We start from the raw sequence: 18,045 nt of genomic DNA on the forward strand, positions 1-18,045 counted from the left end.
TTGCTGACGTTATGGCGCCATGCGGAAACGGCCCCATTCACCGCCGTCACGACGCTCAAAGCGTAGGCGGTCATGTAGGCGACTAGGCTGACCCTGCCAAAACTCGATCATTTCCGGCGTGACACGATAGCCCCCCCAGTGGATCGGGCGGGGAATATCCTGGCCATCATAGGCTTGCTCAAAGCGCTTTTGGCGCTCTTCGATCCAGTTACGGTCGGGAATCACTACACTTTGAGTCGCAATCCATGCGCCCAATTGGCTACCCCGAGGTCGGCTGGCAAAGTACTCATCAGACTCATCGGCTGAAACCTGCTCAACTGGGCCTTCTATGCGTACCTGCCGTGAAAGCGAAGGCCACCAGAAGGTCATGGCCGCGAAGGGCACATTGCTCAGCTCGCTCCCCTTATGGCTATGGTAATTGGTGTAAAAAACCATGCCGCGCTCATCAAATCCCTTTAACAGCACCACCCGCGCGTGAGGGCGGCCTTGGCTATCTACGGTGGCTAGTGTCATGGCGTTGCCATCTTTGCCCTCTTTTTCCAGGGCAAGGCTAAACCACTCATCGAATAGCACGAATGGATCGTCGGGTGTCTGGGACTCATCAAGCCTGCCGCCTTCATAATCACGCCTGATATCGGCTATGTTACGTGTCATCGAATACTTCTCCCTGGAGTTTCATCCATGTTCGCCGGTCTGTCTTTAAAGCTCAAGTGACCGACATCAATGGATGTTTAATGCGTTGACTCACTGCTTATATTTTCGGCGGTGTTGCGACTAATCGTTACGACTGACGATTGCGGCTAACTGTCTCGCATTCTATGAGAAAGGCTCAATTAATGCGAAGCTATCTCACCACTGGGGGCTCATCACTGCTGAGAGAGGACATGTTATGCGCGACAAGGTAGCGATTGAGGTATGGGATGGCTGGCTTCGCCTGTTTCACTGGGGGTTAGTGGCGGCGGTGTTGATTTCATTTTATACCACCAAGACTAGCGGAGCGCCTTTCCTATTTCCAATTGAAGTGCATGCCCAGGCGGGCTACCTGATAATCGGTCTACTCGTTTTCCGATGGCTGTGGGGTGCCTTGGGCAGCGTGTATGCGAGATTTAAAACGTTTTTATATCCACCCGCGAAAACAGTCGCCTACGCCAAGTCATTTTTTAAGCGCCAACCCAGCGCTTATGCCAGCCATAACCCACTAGGCGGCTGGATGGTGCTGTTAATGCTTCTTTCGCTTAGTTTTCAAGCCGTGAGCGGGCTGTTTTTAAGTGACGATATCTTTTTTCAGGCGCCGCTCTATGGCGTATTTGGCGAAGCAGTAGGCAACCAGTTGAGAACACTGCATCAGCTCAACAGTGATTTGCTCATCATTCTAATTGGGCTGCACCTGGCTGGCTTGATCGCACATCGGCTGCTAGGTGAACCGCTAGTAGCAGCAATGCTGGTAGGTACCAAGCGCTTTCGCCAGCAGCCTGTCGATGCGCGTAAGGAGCGACTGCAGGCTGCCACGCTGCGCTTACGTGCGCTGAGTGCGCTATTGATTGCAGCGGGCACCGTACTATGGCTCTGGTTTTAAAGCGGTGTTTATTGATTCAGCTGTCGACTGCGAAAGCGCGCATAGCCCATACAGCCGGTAAATAGCACCAGTGCGACAACCGCCTCGACCACTCCACGCAAGCCCTGCCCAGGCAAAGTGACCAACATCACACCTTGCGTGAAGTAGAGCAGGCTAACAAAGGCGAGCCAGGCGTGGCCTCGAGCACGTTTACCAATGATGGAGGGTAAAAACAGTACCAGGGGCAGCACAAACGCAACCACCGGCCGCCAGTTAAAATCGTCGTCTTGGAGTAAAAAGCCACGGTAAATAACCAGTACCAGCAGAAGAGCAAAGCTGGCTAATACCACCTGTCGGCTTCGAAGGGTCAGTTTATCAAGCCCATGGCGTGCTTCTACATCCTCCAGCCACTGCCTCATAATGCCTCCTGACGCATGGCGTGCAGCGCTAGAGCGAGTCGTGCCAGTCGTTTGCCCTGGGCAACACACAGCGCGCGTTCGTGCTCATCAACAGAGCGGTTACTGCGCGTTCCTGCTAAGTGGCTTGCACCATAGGGCGTGCCACCAGTACGCGTTTCCAGCAAGGTGGTTTCACTATAAGGAACCCCTGCGTAGACCATGCCATGATGCAGTAGCGGCACCAGCATAGTGAGCAGGGTGCTCTCTTGCCCACCGTGGAGGCTGGAGGTCGAAGTGAAGGCACTGGCGGGTTTGTCGATCAAGGCACCGTTCATCCACAGGCTGCTGGTGGAGTCGATAAAATACTTAAGCGGAGCGGCCATGTTGCCAAACCGGGTGGGGCTACCCAGTGCTAACCCGCTGCAGTTGCGCAGGTCGTCTAGCTCAACATAAACAGCGCCCTCTGCAGGAATTTCTGGCTCAATGGCTTCACAGGTCGTTGAAACCGGCGCCACTGTGCGTAAACGCGCTTGAATACCCGGCACGCTTTCTACACCAGCCGCAACCTGCTGCGCCATGGTGGCGGTCGCGCCAGAGCGCGAGTAGTACAGAACCAAAACGTACGGTGTCATTTCACTCATCACTATTCCTGAATGGGTTCATAAAAGCTGTCCTGGCAATAGGGCTTTGCATGAGGGTTTTGCAAAATAGGGCACAGCATGGTGTCTATGGTATCAGAGCGAACGGGAAGTCCGCGTGCTGTACAAACGTATTTTGTTGCTCAGGTAAACGCAGGTAGACCCAGGCCCGGGTACCATCGTCGAGGGTTATTGTCCTGCGCTCGTAACGAATCCCCAGTCGTTCGTAGCGATCAAGACGAGACAGCTCGTCGGCATCCACTCGTAACAGTAGGCCCTTAACGTTGCTCCCCGGCTGGGGTGAAAGGTCGAGACCGTTGCGTTGGTACCCCGCTAGCACCGCATCTTTAGGGGCACCGAAACTTCCCATGACCACTAAGCGAACGGGGGCATAGCGTAGCGTGCCATACACAAAGACCTGATGGGTTCGCTGTTCGATAGTAGGAAGATCGTCAGGTCGGTCATAAAACCACGGGCTCAGCATGGTTAACCAGAGCCACCCGGCTAAGCTAAGGAGCCCCACACCGCTTAAAATCAAAAGGCGTTTTAGCCAAACCATTTTAATCACACCAGGGCGCCTCGCAATGTAGGATGAGAATATGAATGGGGCGATAAAAAAAACGGACGTTTAGCTTGTCGCTACAGGCAGAGGATGACAAGTTCTATGTTATCGACTGTATGAATCTGCTTAAGCAAACTACCCAGGTTTGCTAGGCTATGTTGGTAAAGCCTGCATGTAAAATAGGTGCTCATTAGAACCTGCCGTAGGAGCCTGCAATGAATCAGCCGCTTCGTGATGATCTGGATTTTCGTGCTCTCGTAGGTGATGTGAAACCTTTGCCACCGAGAAATCGTGCTGACCCAGGCGCTAATCGCAAAAGCCCCTCAGAATCCCAGTTGGCTCGGCGGGAGTGGGCAGAGGAAGAGATGGGGGCACGCAACTTTCTGTCCGACGACTTTGTCGATCTGCTGCCCCCCTTTGATCCCATGGAGTATCGCCGCGAGGGCATTCAGCAGGGTGTAGTCGATAAATTAAAGCACGGGGGCTATAGCGTTCAGTCGCAGCTCCACTTGCTTCGGCGCCCATTAACAGAGTGTCGCCGTATGCTGTTTCCCTTTATTCAAGAAGCCTACGCCCACGATTTACGCTCCGTTATGATCGTGCATGGCCGCGGGCGAGAGATTGATAGCCCCGCCAACGTACTGCGTTCATACTTGGCCAAGTGGCTATGCCAGTTTGAGGAAGTGCAGGCGTACGTCTCCGCACAGCCTTCGGAAGGTGGGTTGGGCGCGACCTGGGTAATGCTACGTAAAAGCGATCGCGCCAAAGCCAATAACCGTGAGCGCCAGCAGAAGCGGCGGGGGTGACGGTTTAATAATAGAGCCAGTCACAAATAAAAAGGGCAGCCGAATGAACTGACCCCATAAACTTGGACAGTGAAAAACTAAGCAGCCAAGGCCTGATTTCGGTACTGCACCGGACTCAGGCCTTTTAATTTGGTCTTAATCCGCTCGTGATTGTAGTAATGGATATAGTGCCGAATGCCCGCCTGTAATTGCTCAATGGTGTCAAAGCGGTTCAGGTAAAAATATTCTGACTTCAGCGTACCAAAGAAGCTCTCCATTGCGGCATTATCCAGGCAATTGCCTTTACGTGACATGCTCTGAATCACGCCATGCTCGCTGAGCTTACGCCGGTAAGCTGACATCTGATATTGCCAGCCTTGATCAGAATGCAGTAAAGGCGCGTCTTGGTCGGCCAACTTAGCCAAGGCTTTCTTGAGCATCCCCCCTACCAGCGAGTACTGCGGCTGTTTCTGCATTGAGTAGGACACGATTTCCCCGTTGTAGAGATCCATCACAGGCGACAAGTACAGCTTTTCGCCTCGGATATTAAACTCCGTGACGTCGGTTACCCACTTTTGGTTGGGTCGTTCAGCATGAAACTGGCGGGCAAGAAGATTGGGAACACTGGCCTGTTGTCCACGATAGGAGCGGTATTTCTTCGGGCGTACCAGCGACTTCAAGCCTAGATGCTGCATTAGGCGCTGGACTGTCTTATGGTTGACCTGCTCGCCCGACTGACGCAACGCTGCTGTGATTCGGCGATAACCGTAGCGGCCTTTGTGATGCTCGTAGAGGACGTGAATGCGTCGCTTCAGACCAGCATGCCGATCTTCCAACTGCTGAGCCCTTGCCTGATAATAGAACGTACTACGCGACAATTCTGCTACTTTTAGCAGCACCGCCAAAGGGTGGCCTTGCTTCAGCTCAAGGACTATCTGCGCTTTTTCTGCGCGGCTTGTTCTTTTGCCTGACGCAAGGCCCTCAACTTTTTTAGGTAGGCCACCTCAGCACGCAAGTACTCATTCTCTTGGAGCAGCTGCTCCAGCGAGCTCTTATCCGTCAGTGGAAGTGGGGGCTTTGGGGGCTCTGTTGTAGGCATCTTCGTCGGACGTCCTCGGGCTTTAGGCTCCAACGCTTGGAAGCCTCCTTCATGATACTGGCTTTCCCACTGCCGTACGACGCTCGTACCACCTCGAATATCGAACAGAGTCGTCGCTTGTAAGGCTGATAGCTCCTCTTGCCTCATCTGTTGCAACACCGCTAATTTGAACTCAGCGCTGTAGTGGGTGAACTTTTTCTGCAAGCCACTTAGACCATGCTGTTCAAAGTGTTTAACCCAACGCCTGACGGTTGTAGGGCCAAGACCGTACTGTCTGGCCAGACTCTTGTAACCCTGCTGTCCTTCTGCGTAGCGTTGCACTACTAGTAACTTGAACGCTTCATTATGTTTCGTCATGAAAAACACCCCAATCGTTGGATGAGCGTCCAACTTTTGGGGTGCAGTTCAGAAGCTGCCCTTTTGGGTTTATAACATTCACGCCCTGCGTCTACTTAGTATCGGCTAAACGGCGCTCAAACAGCGCCTGTCGCTCTTCAACATCGGGTTGGTAGCGAACGCTGATAAAACTTAGCGCGCGCAGGGCATCCTCGGGATGCTGGTCATCGCGCAGCGCCATGGCAGTAAAACCACAACGGCGCATATACTCCAGCTGATCGACCAGGACATCACCCACCGCGCGCACTTCGCCGCTATAGCCGTAGCGCTCGCGCAGCAGGCGGGCGATGCTGTAGCCACGGCCATCGGTGAAGGCAGGGAAGTCAATAGCGATGGCTACGGCATTACCAAGCTGTTTGCCTAATTCGGCCGTCAGCTCGGTATCGCTGGTGAGTAGTGGTGCCAGCTCAGCGTCTTCCTGATTGGCCTGCCACAACGCCAGCGGCACAAACGCTGGGCGCTGTTCGGGCAGGGTGTCTGCATCGTAGGAAACACACCAAGCGTTTTCCGCCGCAAGCTCGCCATTGAAAATCAAGTGATCGACATGAACCGGTGTCTGTTCAACCGCTTCAGCTTGCGTCTCAGCTGTTTTATTAGGCATAGACACGCTCCTTAAAGGGTTTTAGGCCAATACGGCGGTAAGTATCCAAGAAGCGTTCGTCCTCATGGCGCTGCGACACATAGACTTCCAATACTTTTTCAACCACATCCGGCACGTCTGAGCGGAAAAAGGATGGGCCTAAAATCTTACCAAGCGAGGCATCGTCGGTGGAGTTGCCGCCAATCGATATCTGATAGAACTCTTCGCCTTTTTTATCCACGCCCAGGATGCCGATATGACCCACATGGTGGTGGCCACAAGCATTCATGCAGCCGGAGATATTCAGATCCAGCGGGCCAAGGTCATACAAGAAGTCGAGGTCTTCAAAACGTTCCTGCAGCGCCTGGGCAATGGGAATGGAGACCGCATTAGCCAAGCTGCAGTAGTCGCCTCCAGGGCAGCAGATAATGTCGTTGAGCGTGCCCACGGTGGGGTTCGCCATACCCAACGCTTCAAGCTCTTCCCACAGCGCTTCCAGTTCATCGACCGGTACGTCAGAAAGCACCAGGTTCTGTTCGTGGGTAACACGCACTTCACCAAAGCTGTAGCGATCGGCTAAATCTGCGACGGCTTCCATTTGGTCAGCGGTGACATCCCCAGGCGCGTGCTCGCGGCGTTTCAGTGACAGCGTTACGGCCTTATAGCCGGGCACTTTGTGGTCGGTCACGTTGTTGGTGACAAAGCGTGCGAAGCTGCGGTTTTCAGCGCGCAAGCGGTCAAAATCCTCGTTAGCGCTCTCTGCAACCGGGCGACGATCAGGCTCAGGGAAGTGAACTTTGGCTGCGTCGACGGCTGCTTGGTTAAGCGTTTGCGGGCCGTCTTTCAAATGCGCCCACTCTTCTTCCACCCGGCGACGGAACTCCTCAATACCCAGGGCTTTTACCAGGATTTTAATCCGCGCCTTGAACTTGTTATCCCGGCGACCAAACTGGTTGTAAACCCGTACACAGGCTTCCAGGTAGGTGAGCAGATGCTGCCAGGGCAGATCTTCACGTACCACGTCTGCAATCATAGGAGTACGGCCAAGGCCGCCGCCGGCTAGCACTTTCACACGCAGCTCGCCGTCGTCGTTGTGCCATAGACGTAGGCCAATGTCGTGCACTTGAATCGCCGCACGGTCTTGGGCCGCACCGCTGACCGCGATTTTAAACTTACGCGGCAGATAGGCGAATTCCGGGTGCAGAGTCGACCACTGGCGGATTAATTCGCACCAGGGACGTGGATCTTCCACTTCATCGTTGGCGATGCCGGCAAACTGGTCGCTGGTGGTGTTACGAATGCAGTTACCACTGGTTTGAATCGCGTGCATTTGTACTTTGGCGAGATCTGCCAAAATATCCGGCACGTCTTCAAGGGCAGGCCAGTTGAGCTGCAAATTTTGCCGGGTGGTAAAGTGGCCGTAGCCGCGGTCATAGCGGCGGGTGATCTCAGCCAGGGCACGCAGTTGGCTACCCGCCAGCATGCCGTAAGGAATCGCAATACGCAGCATAGGCGCATGGCGCTGAATATAGAGGCCGTTCTGCAACCGTAAAGGGCGAAACTCCTCTTCTCCCAAACGCCCGGCGCGGTAGCGTTCCATTTGGTCGCGGAACTGAGCGACACGCTCGTCAACCAGGGTTTGGTCGTGAATATCATAACGGTACATGTGGCACGATCCTGCTAAAAAGCGAAATGGTCACGTTGAGACGGACGTTAATGTAGCGTCACCTTAACGCGGGCGTCATATTCTTCAAAAGAATATATAATTATCTTTTTATCTCTAAAAGCTATTTAGAACACCAATTACGGGTCAGGCAGACTGTTAGAAAGCAGGGGCCAGCCAGCGGCGTCGTTGCCATACCCATAAAAAGCCGGCTGAGTTTATCAACCGATAGAGCAGTTGCATAAGCCAGATACCTAATAAGCCCTGGTCTAAACCAATCCCGACCCACCAGGCCAGGGGTAAAAAAAGTAGCCACTGCATCCCCAGGGTCAACATCATCACCGTGCGTTGAGCGCCCGCGCCCATTAAGGCCTGGGCGAGCACTAAAGCGGCGGCATCCAGCACAATCATCACGCCGGTTATCTGCAACGGGAGTTTACCCAGCGCCACTAGCTCGCTACTGCTGAAAAATATCCCAAGTACCTGTTCAGGTATCACTAACATCGGCAGCGCCAGCACAAGTAAAAGTAGCCATGCGACTCGCAGCGCATCCAGACCCCAGCGGTGGGCTTCGTGCTGAGCATCTCGGCCTAATGCCTCACCCACCAAGCTCATCGCCGCAACGCCAATCCCCACCCCCGGCAAAATTAGCAGCAGTGAAAGATTAATCAATACATGGCCAACCGCGACACTGGCCGTGCCTAGCTGGCTAAGTAACCAAATGAGTACCGCATAACCCGCTGCAAATAAAAACTGCTGCAAAGAGTGAGGAACGGCAAGTACCAAGGTCGTGCGCAGGGTGGCTAAGCAAGGTATGCGTGTCAAAAAATGCTGGATAGATGGGCTTTTTATGCTCACCCAACACCAAACAATCAAGCCAATAAACAGCGATAGTGTTGTACCAGCACCCGCACCGCTCGCGCCCATTTTGGGTAGCCCGGCGAATCCATAGATAAACCCCGCACTGGCCGCCACATTAATCAAGTGAACCGCCACGATGATACGCAAGTAGAGATGCGTTTGCTGGCGACCGTTCCAGTAGCCACGAAAGCAGAGCGTTAGCGCAATGGCCATTAGTGACACCACCCGCCAACGAAGATAGTCAACGGCGACGCTTTGAACATCATCGGCTTGGCTAATCAAACCAATCAGCAGCGGTGCTTGCCACCAAGCCCAGACGGACAGCGGCAGGCCAACCACAAGCCCAATCACCAGCCCCGAGTTAAGCGGATAGGCAATATCCGCGTGGGCAGCCCCCTCGCGCTGGGCGGTTTGTGACTGCACGCTGGAGGAGAGGCCAAACACAAGAGCACTGAGCATAAACATGGCGTAACCGCCCACGCCAACACCCGCAAGCGCTACCTCGCCTAAATGCCCCACCAGGACGGCATCGATCAAGTTAAGCATGCTCTGGGAGAGCATGCCCAGCATGATAGGCAAGGCAAGTCGAATAACCTTGCCGTGACGGCGAGCGACAAACAGCATTACTTAGCTCGGGTCGTAGGAAAGTACCGGTGAGAGCCAGCGCTCCATTTCTTCAAGGGGCATCTGCTTACGCGCGGCGATAGCCTCGACCTGATCGCGGGTGATCTTACCGGTAGAGAAGTACTTCGACTGCGGATGAGCAAAGTACCAGCCGGAAACCGCTGCCGCAGGCCACATAGCGAAGTTTTCGGTCAACGCCAAACCGGTATTTTCGGTGGCATCGAGCAACCGGAATAGCGTGGCTTTTTCGGTATGATCCGGGCAGGCAGGGTAACCGGGGGCAGGGCGGATGCCCTGATACTTCTCAGCGATCAGGGCATCGTTGTCCAGCGTTTCTTCCGGTACATAGCCCCAAAACTCTTTACGCACCCGTTCATGCATGCGCTCGGCAAAGGCCTCCGCAAGGCGATCCGTCAACGCCTGCACCATAATCGCATTGTAGTCATCGCCTGCCGCCTCATAAGCTTTGGATAGCTCATGGACACCGTGGCCCGTAGTGACCGCAAAGCCGCCAATCCAGTCGGCTTTGCCGCTCTCTTTGGGGGCAATAAAATCGGCCAGGCTGTAGCAGATACCGTCGCGGCCTTTGGTGGTCTGTTGACGGATATGGAAGAGACGTTCGACGACTTCGCTGCGTGACTCATCGGCGTACACCTCGATGACATCATCATCCACGCTATTGGCGGGCCACAGGCCGATAACACCACGGGCCTGAACGCGCTTTTCATCGACCAGCTTGCGTAGCATCACTTTGGCGTCTTCAAACAGGTTGCGGGCCGCCTCGCCGACGACTTTGTCGTCGAGAATTTTGGGGTACTTGCCCGCTAGCTGCCAGCTCATAAAGAACGGCGTCCAGTCGATGCGTTCGATCAGTTCTTCCAGATCGTAATCATCGAAGGTTTTTAACCCCAACATATTGGGCTCGGCGGGGGTGTGGTTGTTCCAGTCGGTGCGGAAACGCCGCTTGCGCGCCTGGGTGTAGTCCAGATCCGCCGCTTTGGGGCGGCGCTTGGCGTTACGCTCACGAACTTTTTCGTACTCTTCACGGATTTCGGCGACGTAAGGTGTTTTTAAAGCAGGCGTCAATAATTTGCCCGCTACACCAACGGCCCGGGAGGCGTCGGTCACGTAAATCACCGGGTGCTCATACTGGGGCTCGATTTTGACGGCAGTGTGCGCTTTTGACGTGGTGGCACCGCCAATTAGCAGCGGTAGATCCATGCCGCGGCGCTGCATCTCTTTGGCGACGTGCACCATTTCATCCAGCGACGGGGTAATCAGGCCCGAAAGACCGATAATATCGGCGTTGTGATCTTTGGCCGCCTGTAAGATTTTGTCGGCGGCGACCATAACACCAAGGTCAATCACTTCGTAGTTATTACACTGCAAGACCACGCCGACGATATTTTTGCCGATATCGTGAACATCGCCTTTGACCGTGGCCATGACGATTTTACCTTTGGCTTTGGTCTCTTCGCTCTTCTCGGCTTCGATATACGGGATCAGGTAGGCCACGGCCTGTTTCATCACCCGCGCAGACTTAACTACCTGGGGCAGGAACATTTTGCCGTCGCCAAACAAATCGCCGACCACGTTCATACCGTCCATCAGCGGGCCTTCGATCACCTCAATAGGGCGTTCGGCCTCGGCGCGGGCCTGTTCGGTGTCATCCTCAATATACACCGTAATACCTTTAACCAGCGCGTGTTCGATACGCTTGTTAACCGGCCAGCTGCGCCACTCAAGATCCTCTTTTTTAGCGGCACCGCTGCCGTCGCCTTTATACTTATCGGCAATATCCAGCAAGCGCTCGGTGCCATCGCTACGCCGGTTAAGCACCACGTCTTCAACCGCATCGCGCAACTCGGCGGGGAGGTCGTCGTAAACAGCGAGCTGGCCTGCGTTGACGATGCCCATGGTGAGGCCCGCGCGGATCGCATGATAAAGGAACGCCGAGTGAATCGCTTCGCGTACTGGGTTGTTGCCACGGAACGAGAACGAGACGTTAGACACACCACCCGAGATCATTGCGTGGGGCAGGTTTTCGCGAATCCACTGAGTCGCTTCGATAAAGTCGACCGCGTAGTTATTGTGCTCCTCAATACCCGTGGCAATAGCAAAGATATTAGGGTCGAAGATGATGTCTTCGGCGGGGAAGCCGATCTCATCGACCAACAGGCGATAGGCGCGCTGACAAATTTCGGTTTTGCGGGCGAAGGTGTCTGCCTGGCCCTCTTCATCAAAGGCCATGACGACAATCGCAGCGCCAAAGCGGCGGCACTTGGTCGCCTGTTCGCGGAAGGCGGCTTCGCCCTCTTTAAGCGAGATGGAGTTCACCACCGCCTTACCCTGGACGCACTTGAGGCCCGCTTCGATAATCTCCCACTTGGAGGAGTCGATCATAATCGGCACACGGGCGATATCTGGCTCGCCGGCGATCAAGTTAAGGAAGCGCTCCATGGCTTCCTTGGACTCGAGCATGCCCTCGTCCATATTGATATCGATGACCTGGGCGCCGTTTTCGACCTGCTCCAGGGCGACTTCCAAGGCGGTGGTGAAGTCCTCTTCCACAATCAAGCGCTTAAAGCGCGCAGAGCCGGTGACGTTGGTGCGCTCGCCGACATTGACGAACAGCGAGTCAGCCTCAATGTTGAACGGCTCTAGGCCTGATAGACGGCAGGCGCGGCTGCGCTCAGGAATTACCCGCGGCGTCATATCGCGAACCGAATCAGCAATGGCGCGAATGTGCTCGGGCGTGGAGCCACAGCAGCCACCGATAATATTCACCAACCCGCTGGCAGCAAACTCGCTGACGATCTCCGACATCTCTTCCGGCGTTTGGTCGTACTCACCAAACTCGTTGGGCAGGCCCGCATTGGGGTGGGCGGAGACAAAGGTATCGGCTTTGGTAGAGAGTTCTTCCAGATAGGGGCGCAGCTCCTCGGCACCCAAGGCACAGTTCAAGCCTACCGACAGCGGCTGAGCATGGCGTACCGAGTTCCAGAAGGCTTCGGTGGTTTGACCTGAAAGCGTACGCCCCGAGGCATCGGTAATGGTGCCGGAGATCATTACCGGCAAGCGCTCGCCGCGGTCATCGAACAGCTCTTCCAGGGCATAGATCGCGGCCTTGGCGTTAAGCGTATCGAAGATGGTTTCGATCATGATCAGATCGGCACCGCCTGCAATCAGCGCTTCAGCGGCTTCATAGTAGTTCTCACGCAGCTCATCGAAGGTGACGTTACGCTTGGCGGGATCATTCACATCCGGCGATAGCGACGCGGTGCGCGAGGTGGGGCCTAACACCCCCGCAACGTAGCGGGGTACGCCGGTTTCGGCGGCCACTGCATCACACACCTCTCGGGCTAGGCGCGCTGACTCGCGGTTGAGTTCAACCACCAGCGATTCCATACCGTAATCAGACTGTGACAGCTGAGTGCTATTAAAGGTGTTGGTCTCAATAATGTCGGCACCGGCTTCCAGGTAGTCACGGTGAATCCGCGTGACCACTTCGGGGCAGGTTAGCGCGAGCAGATCATTATTGCCTTTGAGATCAGAGGGCCAGTCGCTAAACCGTTCGCCGCGAAAATCTTCCTCGCTCAACTGGGCATTCTGCAGCATGGTTCCCATGCCGCCATCCAGAATCAGGATACGTTGGGCAAGGCGTTGGGTGAGGGTTGCGATCAAAGCACTATCAGCCATGGCAGGGGGAGTTCTCCAGCGTCACAGTCGTCAAAGGGGATGTTGTTATCGTCGGAAAAGCAGCATCTGTCGTTATAAGGCGCATAATGATAACAAAAGGGATGGCAAAAGGCGCCCCTACGGAGGCTATACGCGAGATAAGGAAAGATAATTAATAGTCGCTCGTAAAAAGAGCCGTTTAAAATAGCCGACTAAAACAGTCGGGATTGTGTCAGCGCGCTGTTTTGCTTACCATAGACACAAATGACATGTGAAGTGGCGGCGCCACTACCACGGGAGGAAGACAGCCCTCATGACCACGACTAGCGAAAAAGAAACCAGTGTCGATACCCAAGGTATTGATATTACAAACAGTGCGCAAGAATACTTGGCAGAACTGCTGGAAAAGCAGAACGTTGAGGGTATTGCCGTACGCATTTTCATTACCCAGCCGGGCACACCCTACGCGGAAACCTGCCTGGCTTACTGTCGTCCCGGCGAAGAAGAACCCACCGACGTTCTGCTTGAGCTCGAGAAAATCAACGTCTTTCTCGATAAAAACAGCTTAGCGTTTTTGGAAGAGGCGGTAGTGGATTTCAACGCCGACCGCATGGGTGGCCAGCTAACCATCAAAGCGCCCAACGCCAAAATGCCCAAGGTAAATGCGGATAGCCCGCTGGAAGACCGTATCAATTATGTGCTTTACAGCGAGATTAATCCTGGGCTGGCGGCCCACGGTGGCGAAATCAAGCTGGTGGAACTCACCGAACAGCAGTACGCGGTGTTGGCCTTTGGCGGCGGCTGCCAGGGTTGTGCAGCGGTTGATTTAACCCTGAAAGATGGCGTTGAGAAAACCCTGATGGAGCGCATTCCAGAGCTTGCCGGTATTCGCGACGTTACCGATCACAGCGATACCACCAACGCTTACTACCGCTGAATAAGCGATAGTAAGGCTCAAAAAGCCCAGCTTGAATCGCTGGGCTTTTTTACTACGTCTCCAGGTTGATTACTGGCCTGGCTCACTGCCCTGTTTTGAAAGCGCATCGGGTAGCGCCGTTAGCTGTGTTTGCAGCGCTTCCATACGGCTCCAAAGCTTCTCTTGCCACGCTTGCAGTAGTGCAGCTTCGCGCTCGGCATGCTGTTGAGATTGGCTGTTTAGCGCGGCTTTGGCCTCATCTAGCTGCTGGATCAGCGCTTTCTCTTGCTTCTCCAATGCCGTCATTTGCTGTTTCTGCTCACTTAGCTGTTGCTCGCGCTCACTGGCTTCCAGCTGTAGTTGATGCAGGGCCTGCTGCTTTGTCTTTAGCTCCTGACTCAATGTCTCAATGCGCTGCTCAGACTGCTGCAGACGTTTTTGGAAAGTCTTCTCTTCCTGGGCGCGCGTCTGCTGAGCGCTATCCAGCATCGCCATCAGTCTTCCTTCAGCCGCCTCATGGCGCTGCTCCTCTTGTGCTAAACGCTGCTCCCACGCTACCTGCTGCTCGCTGAGGGCATTGCTATGCGCATCGCGCTGTGCATCTGCTTGGCTCTCTAGCTGTTTTTGTACCTGCTTCAGTTGAGTTACTTCTTCTTGGGATGCTTCGGCTTGTTGATGCCAGTGATGTTCGCTGGTTTGACTGGCGGCTAATTCCCGATTTAACGCTTCCAGGCGCTGCTCCATATGACGCAAGTGCTCGGCGAGGGCGCTTTCGCGCTGTTCGGCGTTAGCGGCCTGCTGTTTAGCGTCCTCCGCGAGCTGCTGGGCCTCTGCCACTTGGCGATTGGCATCTTCGCGATAATGGAGCAGCGCTTGATTCGCTACCTCCTGGGCCTCGCGCCATAGCTCGCTGGCCATGGTCACCACGACTTCCGGCACACCCTTGGGCGGCGGCACGTCGCGATTCTGTTCCCGCTCACTGCGCCACAAGCGGAAGTGATCACTAATCGTCGTGAAGCTGCCGGTGCCCAGCACATCGCGAATACGCTGCACGCTGGGCGTATCGCCCCGGGCCAACAGGGCATCAATGGCTTGTTGAACATCGCTGTACTGAATGCCGTTGCGGGCCATGAAATGATCCTTCCTTGAGAGCTTCTGTAACCACCATTGTCGGGACTTGTCGTATAAAAGGCAACAATTACGTATTATGTAATACGTAATTTTATTTATGATAATGCACATAAATTCAAGATTACCCGTATTATCTTGAATTTATAGGGCTACAGGAGCACACTTAAGGCCAGATAATATAAACATCGGCTAAAAAGAAGAGAGTGGCGACGGGCATGGCGAACGAGGTTATTACACCCACTGGTCAACTACAGATATTGAAAGATTCGCCAAATGGCGGACGTATTAGCGCCCAAAACGATGCCCAGGCAGTGACCGCATGGCTTGAAGAGTACGTGGATAGCCCACAAACCTGGAAAGCGTACCGTCGCGAAGCGGAGCGGCTGCTGCTCTGGCTCGCCAGCCAAGGGCACACGCTGGCCGATATCAACCGCGAAAACCTGCGCCGCTTTGAAGCCTTTCTCGCCGACCCACAGCCAAGCGAGCAATGGGTAGGGCCCTCCAAACCCCGCGCGCACCCGTCGTGGCGGCCATTTCGTGGCGGTTTATCACCCGCCAGCCAACGCCAAAGCCTGGTGATACTGCAAGGGATGTTTGCCTGGTTGGTGGAAGCAGGCTGGGTTCACCACAATCCGTTTCGCTTGATGCGCGATAAATCGCGGCGCCTGAATAATCAAACGCCGCGTGTTGAGCGCTATTTGGAAAGTGATTTGTGGGCGTGGCTGTGGGAGTGGCTGAATAGCCCGTTAGAGGCTGGGGAGGGCAGTCGTGCCCGTTTTGAACATTCACGACGGCGCTTTATCTTTGGCTTTGCCTATTTGCTGGCACCGCGCATCAGCGAGATGGCCGATGCACGTATGGGGGATTTCCAGCGCAGCGAAGGGCGCTGGTGGTGGCATGTGGTGGGCAAGGGAAACAAGATGGCGCGCATTCCGTTGCCTGACGATATGCTTGATTGTTTGCGCCAGTGGCGCCATACGCTGGGATTGCCTGAATACCCTGAGCAGTTTGAAGCTGAAGCACCGGTGCTTCGCGCTCTGGATGGACAGCGTGGCCTTGGCCATAACCAGCTTTATCGGCTTATTCGCGCAACGTTTCAGCAGGCGGCACAAGCACTTGAAGATATTAACGGAGCATCGGAACATGTGACCGCGCTTAACCTGGCAACGCCGCACTGGTTACGGCACACATCGATCACCCATCAGGCTCAATCGGGTATTAGCCTGCGTCATCTGGCCGAAAGCGCCCGACACGCACGCCTCGACACCACCTCACGCTATCTCCATAGCGAAGACAACGAGTGGCATCTTGAACAGCAGCGACATCGATTGACTGTTTCCGACACAACCTCCCTCAAGACACCTTCGAGCCGTTATAATGGCCACAATGAGTAACCCTATGACGCAAAATGTCAGTCGCCAATATTCAGCCAATTCCAATAGAGAAGGAAATAGCATGAGCACTTCCGGCGCCGAACAGGCCCAGCAAGAGCTAATCGAAGATTTCGAAATATTTGATAACTGGATGGATCGTTATCAGTACATTATCGATATGGGCAAGCAACTGCCTGACTTTCCCGAAGAGTGGAAACTCGAAGAGTTTAAGATACAGGGCTGCCAGTCAAACGTGTGGATGCGCCATGAGGAGGAGGGCGATAAGCTGGTGTTCAAAGCGACCTCCGATGCCGCCATCGTATCCGGCCTGATTGCCGTATTGCTGCGCATTTACAGCGAACGCACCGCCGCTGAGATTCGCGCTACCGAGCCACACTTTTTGGCGGATCTGGGATTGGATAAGCACCTTTCACCTACGCGCAGCAACGGCCTGCATGCCATGCTGGAGAAGATCTACGCGGTAGCGCAGCAGAAGTAGGAAAACAAGCTAGCGAGGGTGATGGTCACAGCAAGAGGGCGGCGATCCCTTTTCGTCATCCTCGCGGCAAAGCTGTTCGCTGCGGCCACCGGGCACCGGATCCATACCGCCAGGATTGCCCGGGTGGCACTTAACGATCCGCTTAACGGCCATCCAGCCGCCCTTGATGGGCCCATGCACCTGAATCGCTTCAATCGTGTAGGACGAACAGCTCGGCCAGAAGCGGCAGCGCGGGCCTAAAAGGGGGCTGAGCGTATATTGATAGACTCTAACGCAGCCAATCATCACCTTCATCAATACCCAACGCGGGCCTGAGCGCAGGGCTGATATTAACCGAGTCATAGCTTGCATAGGCAGAACTAGGTTTTTTTGCCGTACAGGTCGTCAGGATCAATCAGCGGATTGCTGGTAATTGAGGCCTGCTCTCCATCCACGGCAATATAGAAACAGCTGCGCCGCCCGGTGTGGCAAGCAGGCCCTGTTTGTTCAACTTGCAACAACAGCGTATCACCATCGCAATCCAACGCAGCAGAAACAAGCTGCTGCTGCTGGCCCGATGACTCACCCTTGCGCCACAGTTTTCCCCGCGAGCGCGAATAGTAGCAAACACGCTGGGTGGTTAACGTCTCTTCCAGCGCCTCACGGTTCATCCAGGCCATCATCAACACTTCGTTAGTATCGTGCTGCTGAGCAATGGCAGGGATCAAACCATCAGCATTAAAACGCACCGCGGCTAGCAAAGTGGCCACAGCGGGAAGACTATCTTCTGGGGCAGCGCACTCGAGTTGCTTAAACAGAGCATCCGGCGCGACGTGATCAAAACGGGACATAAATTTACTCGCTAACTGTTCGGCAGTCCTGACAAAGCCCTTGAAGCTCAATGGTTTGGCGCTCAACGTTAAAGCCCTGGCGTTTTGCCAGCGCCGCCAGTTGATCGCTTATCTCGTCCAAGTGCAGCTCTTCGACATAGCCGCAGTGACGGCAAATCAGTAGTTGAAAACCATGCGCATGCTCTGGGCAAGCGCAGGCCACGTAGGAGTTCTGTGACTCAATGCGATGCACCAAGCCTTGATCAATCAAGAACTCAAGCGCCCGATAAACCGTCGGGGGGCGGGCAGCCGCATGCTCAGTAGAGAGCTTATCGAGCAGGTCATAGGCTTTTAGCCCACCGCCATTTTCGGCGATCATCTCCAGCACGCGTCGGCGAATAGGGGTGAAGCGGACGCCGCGGATATGGCACTGAGACTCCGCCTGCTGTAGTAGTGTACTCGCTTGGGTCATGGGCAA

Annotated in this window: 18 protein-coding genes; 5 read left to right on the top strand and 13 right to left on the bottom strand. The window is 54.7% G+C overall.

All coding sequences use genetic code 11. The annotated features are described in order from the left end of the window. Positions 1 to 9: 9 nt before the first annotated feature. Positions 10 to 654, bottom strand: a complete 645-nt coding sequence (pdxH, locus tag AC4EYZ_RS24740) for a pyridoxamine 5'-phosphate oxidase (RefSeq protein WP_009287866.1) — start codon at positions 652 to 654, stop codon at positions 10 to 12. Between the two features lie 235 nt (positions 655 to 889). Here pdxH and AC4EYZ_RS24745 point away from each other — a divergent pair, with 235 nt between their 5' ends. After that, a complete protein-coding gene (locus tag AC4EYZ_RS24745; RefSeq protein ID WP_041159474.1) occupies positions 890 to 1,576 on the top strand; it encodes a cytochrome b/b6 domain-containing protein in 687 nt (228 codons plus the stop codon). A gap of 8 nt (positions 1,577 to 1,584) precedes the next feature. Here the strand turns inward: AC4EYZ_RS24745 and AC4EYZ_RS24750 are convergent, their stop codons facing one another. The 3 genes from AC4EYZ_RS24750 to AC4EYZ_RS24760 form a co-directional block, all read right to left on the bottom strand. After that, the gene (locus tag AC4EYZ_RS24750) at positions 1,585 to 1,974 is read right to left on the bottom strand and encodes a DUF2069 domain-containing protein (RefSeq protein ID WP_041159473.1); all 390 of its coding nucleotides are present in this window, start codon (positions 1,972 to 1,974) and stop codon (positions 1,585 to 1,587) included. Beyond that, positions 1,971 to 2,594 (bottom strand): NAD(P)H:quinone oxidoreductase, encoded by a 624-nt coding sequence (gene wrbA, locus AC4EYZ_RS24755; protein WP_041159472.1) that lies wholly within the window; start codon positions 2,592 to 2,594, stop codon positions 1,971 to 1,973. The genes AC4EYZ_RS24750 and wrbA overlap by 4 nt, the downstream gene beginning before the upstream one ends. Positions 2,595 to 2,679: 85 nt before the next feature. Continuing rightward, the gene (locus tag AC4EYZ_RS24760) at positions 2,680 to 3,150 is read right to left on the bottom strand and encodes a gamma-glutamylcyclotransferase family protein (protein WP_041159505.1); all 471 of its coding nucleotides are present in this window, start codon (positions 3,148 to 3,150) and stop codon (positions 2,680 to 2,682) included. Between the two features lie 218 nt (positions 3,151 to 3,368). On the opposite strand from AC4EYZ_RS24760, the gene smrA reads away from it, so the two are divergent. Continuing rightward, a complete protein-coding gene (gene smrA, locus AC4EYZ_RS24765; RefSeq protein ID WP_027959436.1) occupies positions 3,369 to 3,959 on the top strand; it encodes a DNA endonuclease SmrA in 591 nt (196 codons plus the stop codon). Between the two features lie 77 nt (positions 3,960 to 4,036). Here smrA and AC4EYZ_RS24770 read toward each other — a convergent pair. From AC4EYZ_RS24770 to metH, 5 genes are all read right to left on the bottom strand, one after another. Next, positions 4,037 to 5,394, bottom strand: a protein-coding gene (locus AC4EYZ_RS24770; RefSeq protein ID WP_223827930.1) for an IS3 family transposase whose coding sequence is annotated in 2 segments (ribosomal slippage) — positions 4,037 to 4,912 and positions 4,915 to 5,394 — 1,356 coding nt in all. Because the reading frame shifts where the segments join, the coding sequence is not laid out codon by codon here. 91 nt (positions 5,395 to 5,485) lie between these two features. Next, the gene (locus tag AC4EYZ_RS24775) at positions 5,486 to 6,034 is read right to left on the bottom strand and encodes a DUF934 domain-containing protein (RefSeq protein WP_041158467.1); all 549 of its coding nucleotides are present in this window, start codon (positions 6,032 to 6,034) and stop codon (positions 5,486 to 5,488) included. Continuing rightward, positions 6,027 to 7,679, bottom strand: coding sequence for a nitrite/sulfite reductase (locus AC4EYZ_RS24780; RefSeq protein WP_027959435.1), 1,653 nt, complete (start codon positions 7,677 to 7,679; stop codon positions 6,027 to 6,029). Before AC4EYZ_RS24780 ends, AC4EYZ_RS24775 begins: the two co-directional genes overlap by 8 nt. A 156-nt stretch (positions 7,680 to 7,835) precedes the next feature. After that, positions 7,836 to 9,161: an MATE family efflux transporter gene (locus AC4EYZ_RS24785; protein ID WP_233973987.1), complete on the bottom strand. Its 1,326-nt coding sequence runs from the start codon at positions 9,159 to 9,161 to the stop codon at positions 7,836 to 7,838. 3 nt (positions 9,162 to 9,164) lie between these two features. Then, entirely contained in the window at positions 9,165 to 12,860 is a 3,696-nt protein-coding gene (metH, locus tag AC4EYZ_RS24790) for a methionine synthase (protein ID WP_233973988.1), read from the bottom strand. A 292-nt stretch (positions 12,861 to 13,152) separates the two neighbouring features. On the opposite strand from metH, the gene nfuA reads away from it, so the two are divergent. After that, positions 13,153 to 13,776 (top strand): Fe-S biogenesis protein NfuA, encoded by a 624-nt coding sequence (gene nfuA / locus AC4EYZ_RS24795; RefSeq protein ID WP_027959432.1) that lies wholly within the window; start codon positions 13,153 to 13,155, stop codon positions 13,774 to 13,776. Positions 13,777 to 13,845: 69 nt separating this feature from the next. On the opposite strand, the gene AC4EYZ_RS24800 is transcribed toward nfuA, so the two are convergent. Then, positions 13,846 to 14,886, bottom strand: coding sequence for a DNA-binding protein (locus tag AC4EYZ_RS24800; RefSeq protein WP_233973989.1), 1,041 nt, complete (start codon positions 14,884 to 14,886; stop codon positions 13,846 to 13,848). Positions 14,887 to 15,101: 215 nt separating this feature from the next. On the opposite strand from AC4EYZ_RS24800, the gene AC4EYZ_RS24805 reads away from it, so the two are divergent. Both AC4EYZ_RS24805 and AC4EYZ_RS24810 read left to right on the top strand, forming a co-directional pair. Next, positions 15,102 to 16,280 (top strand): tyrosine-type recombinase/integrase, encoded by a 1,179-nt coding sequence (locus tag AC4EYZ_RS24805; RefSeq protein ID WP_041158462.1) that lies wholly within the window; start codon positions 15,102 to 15,104, stop codon positions 16,278 to 16,280. A gap of 61 nt (positions 16,281 to 16,341) precedes the next feature. Next, positions 16,342 to 16,758 (top strand): SufE family protein, encoded by a 417-nt coding sequence (locus AC4EYZ_RS24810; RefSeq protein WP_039858498.1) that lies wholly within the window; start codon positions 16,342 to 16,344, stop codon positions 16,756 to 16,758. 9 nt (positions 16,759 to 16,767) lie between these two features. On the opposite strand, the gene yidD is transcribed toward AC4EYZ_RS24810, so the two are convergent. Genes yidD through AC4EYZ_RS24825 form a run of 3 tightly spaced genes read right to left on the bottom strand, consistent with a single transcriptional unit; the run spans position 16,768 to position 18,039 of the window. Next, entirely contained in the window at positions 16,768 to 17,100 is a 333-nt protein-coding gene (yidD, locus tag AC4EYZ_RS24815; protein WP_027965443.1) for a membrane protein insertion efficiency factor YidD, read from the bottom strand. Positions 17,101 to 17,117: 17 nt separating this feature from the next. Beyond that, the gene (gene hisI / locus AC4EYZ_RS24820) at positions 17,118 to 17,588 is read right to left on the bottom strand and encodes a phosphoribosyl-AMP cyclohydrolase (RefSeq protein WP_474192062.1); all 471 of its coding nucleotides are present in this window, start codon (positions 17,586 to 17,588) and stop codon (positions 17,118 to 17,120) included. A 4-nt stretch (positions 17,589 to 17,592) separates the two neighbouring features. Then, positions 17,593 to 18,039, bottom strand: a complete 447-nt coding sequence (locus AC4EYZ_RS24825) for a transcriptional repressor (protein ID WP_027959426.1) — start codon at positions 18,037 to 18,039, stop codon at positions 17,593 to 17,595. Positions 18,040 to 18,045: the final 6 nt, after the last annotated feature.

This window comes from Vreelandella sp. 162(4c) (assembly GCF_058152265.1).

What these genes read in the sequence shown, in the direction of transcription:
- metH (WP_233973988.1), bottom strand. Translation starts at nt 12,860, where the DNA reads ATGGCTGATAGTGCTTTGATCGCAACCCTCACCCAACGCCTTGCCCAA.
- AC4EYZ_RS24805 (WP_041158462.1), top strand. Translation starts at nt 15,102, where the DNA reads ATGGCGAACGAGGTTATTACACCCACTGGTCAACTACAGATATTGAAA.
- pdxH (WP_009287866.1), bottom strand. Translation starts at nt 654, where the DNA reads ATGACACGTAACATAGCCGATATCAGGCGTGATTATGAAGGCGGCAGG.
- AC4EYZ_RS24785 (WP_233973987.1), bottom strand. Translation starts at nt 9,161, where the DNA reads ATGCTGTTTGTCGCTCGCCGTCACGGCAAGGTTATTCGACTTGCCTTG.
- smrA (WP_027959436.1), top strand. Translation starts at nt 3,369, where the DNA reads ATGAATCAGCCGCTTCGTGATGATCTGGATTTTCGTGCTCTCGTAGGT.
- AC4EYZ_RS24800 (WP_233973989.1), bottom strand. Translation starts at nt 14,886, where the DNA reads ATGGCCCGCAACGGCATTCAGTACAGCGATGTTCAACAAGCCATTGAT.
- AC4EYZ_RS24745 (WP_041159474.1), top strand. Translation starts at nt 890, where the DNA reads ATGCGCGACAAGGTAGCGATTGAGGTATGGGATGGCTGGCTTCGCCTG.
- AC4EYZ_RS24825 (WP_027959426.1), bottom strand. Translation starts at nt 18,039, where the DNA reads ATGACCCAAGCGAGTACACTACTACAGCAGGCGGAGTCTCAGTGCCAT.
- yidD (WP_027965443.1), bottom strand. Translation starts at nt 17,100, where the DNA reads ATGACTCGGTTAATATCAGCCCTGCGCTCAGGCCCGCGTTGGGTATTG.
- AC4EYZ_RS24780 (WP_027959435.1), bottom strand. Translation starts at nt 7,679, where the DNA reads ATGTACCGTTATGATATTCACGACCAAACCCTGGTTGACGAGCGTGTC.
- AC4EYZ_RS24760 (WP_041159505.1), bottom strand. Translation starts at nt 3,150, where the DNA reads ATGGTTTGGCTAAAACGCCTTTTGATTTTAAGCGGTGTGGGGCTCCTT.
- nfuA (WP_027959432.1), top strand. Translation starts at nt 13,153, where the DNA reads ATGACCACGACTAGCGAAAAAGAAACCAGTGTCGATACCCAAGGTATT.
- AC4EYZ_RS24775 (WP_041158467.1), bottom strand. Translation starts at nt 6,034, where the DNA reads ATGCCTAATAAAACAGCTGAGACGCAAGCTGAAGCGGTTGAACAGACA.
- wrbA (WP_041159472.1), bottom strand. Translation starts at nt 2,594, where the DNA reads ATGAGTGAAATGACACCGTACGTTTTGGTTCTGTACTACTCGCGCTCT.
- hisI (WP_474192062.1), bottom strand. Translation starts at nt 17,588, where the DNA reads ATGTCCCGTTTTGATCACGTCGCGCCGGATGCTCTGTTTAAGCAACTC.
- AC4EYZ_RS24810 (WP_039858498.1), top strand. Translation starts at nt 16,342, where the DNA reads ATGAGCACTTCCGGCGCCGAACAGGCCCAGCAAGAGCTAATCGAAGAT.
- AC4EYZ_RS24750 (WP_041159473.1), bottom strand. Translation starts at nt 1,974, where the DNA reads ATGAGGCAGTGGCTGGAGGATGTAGAAGCACGCCATGGGCTTGATAAA.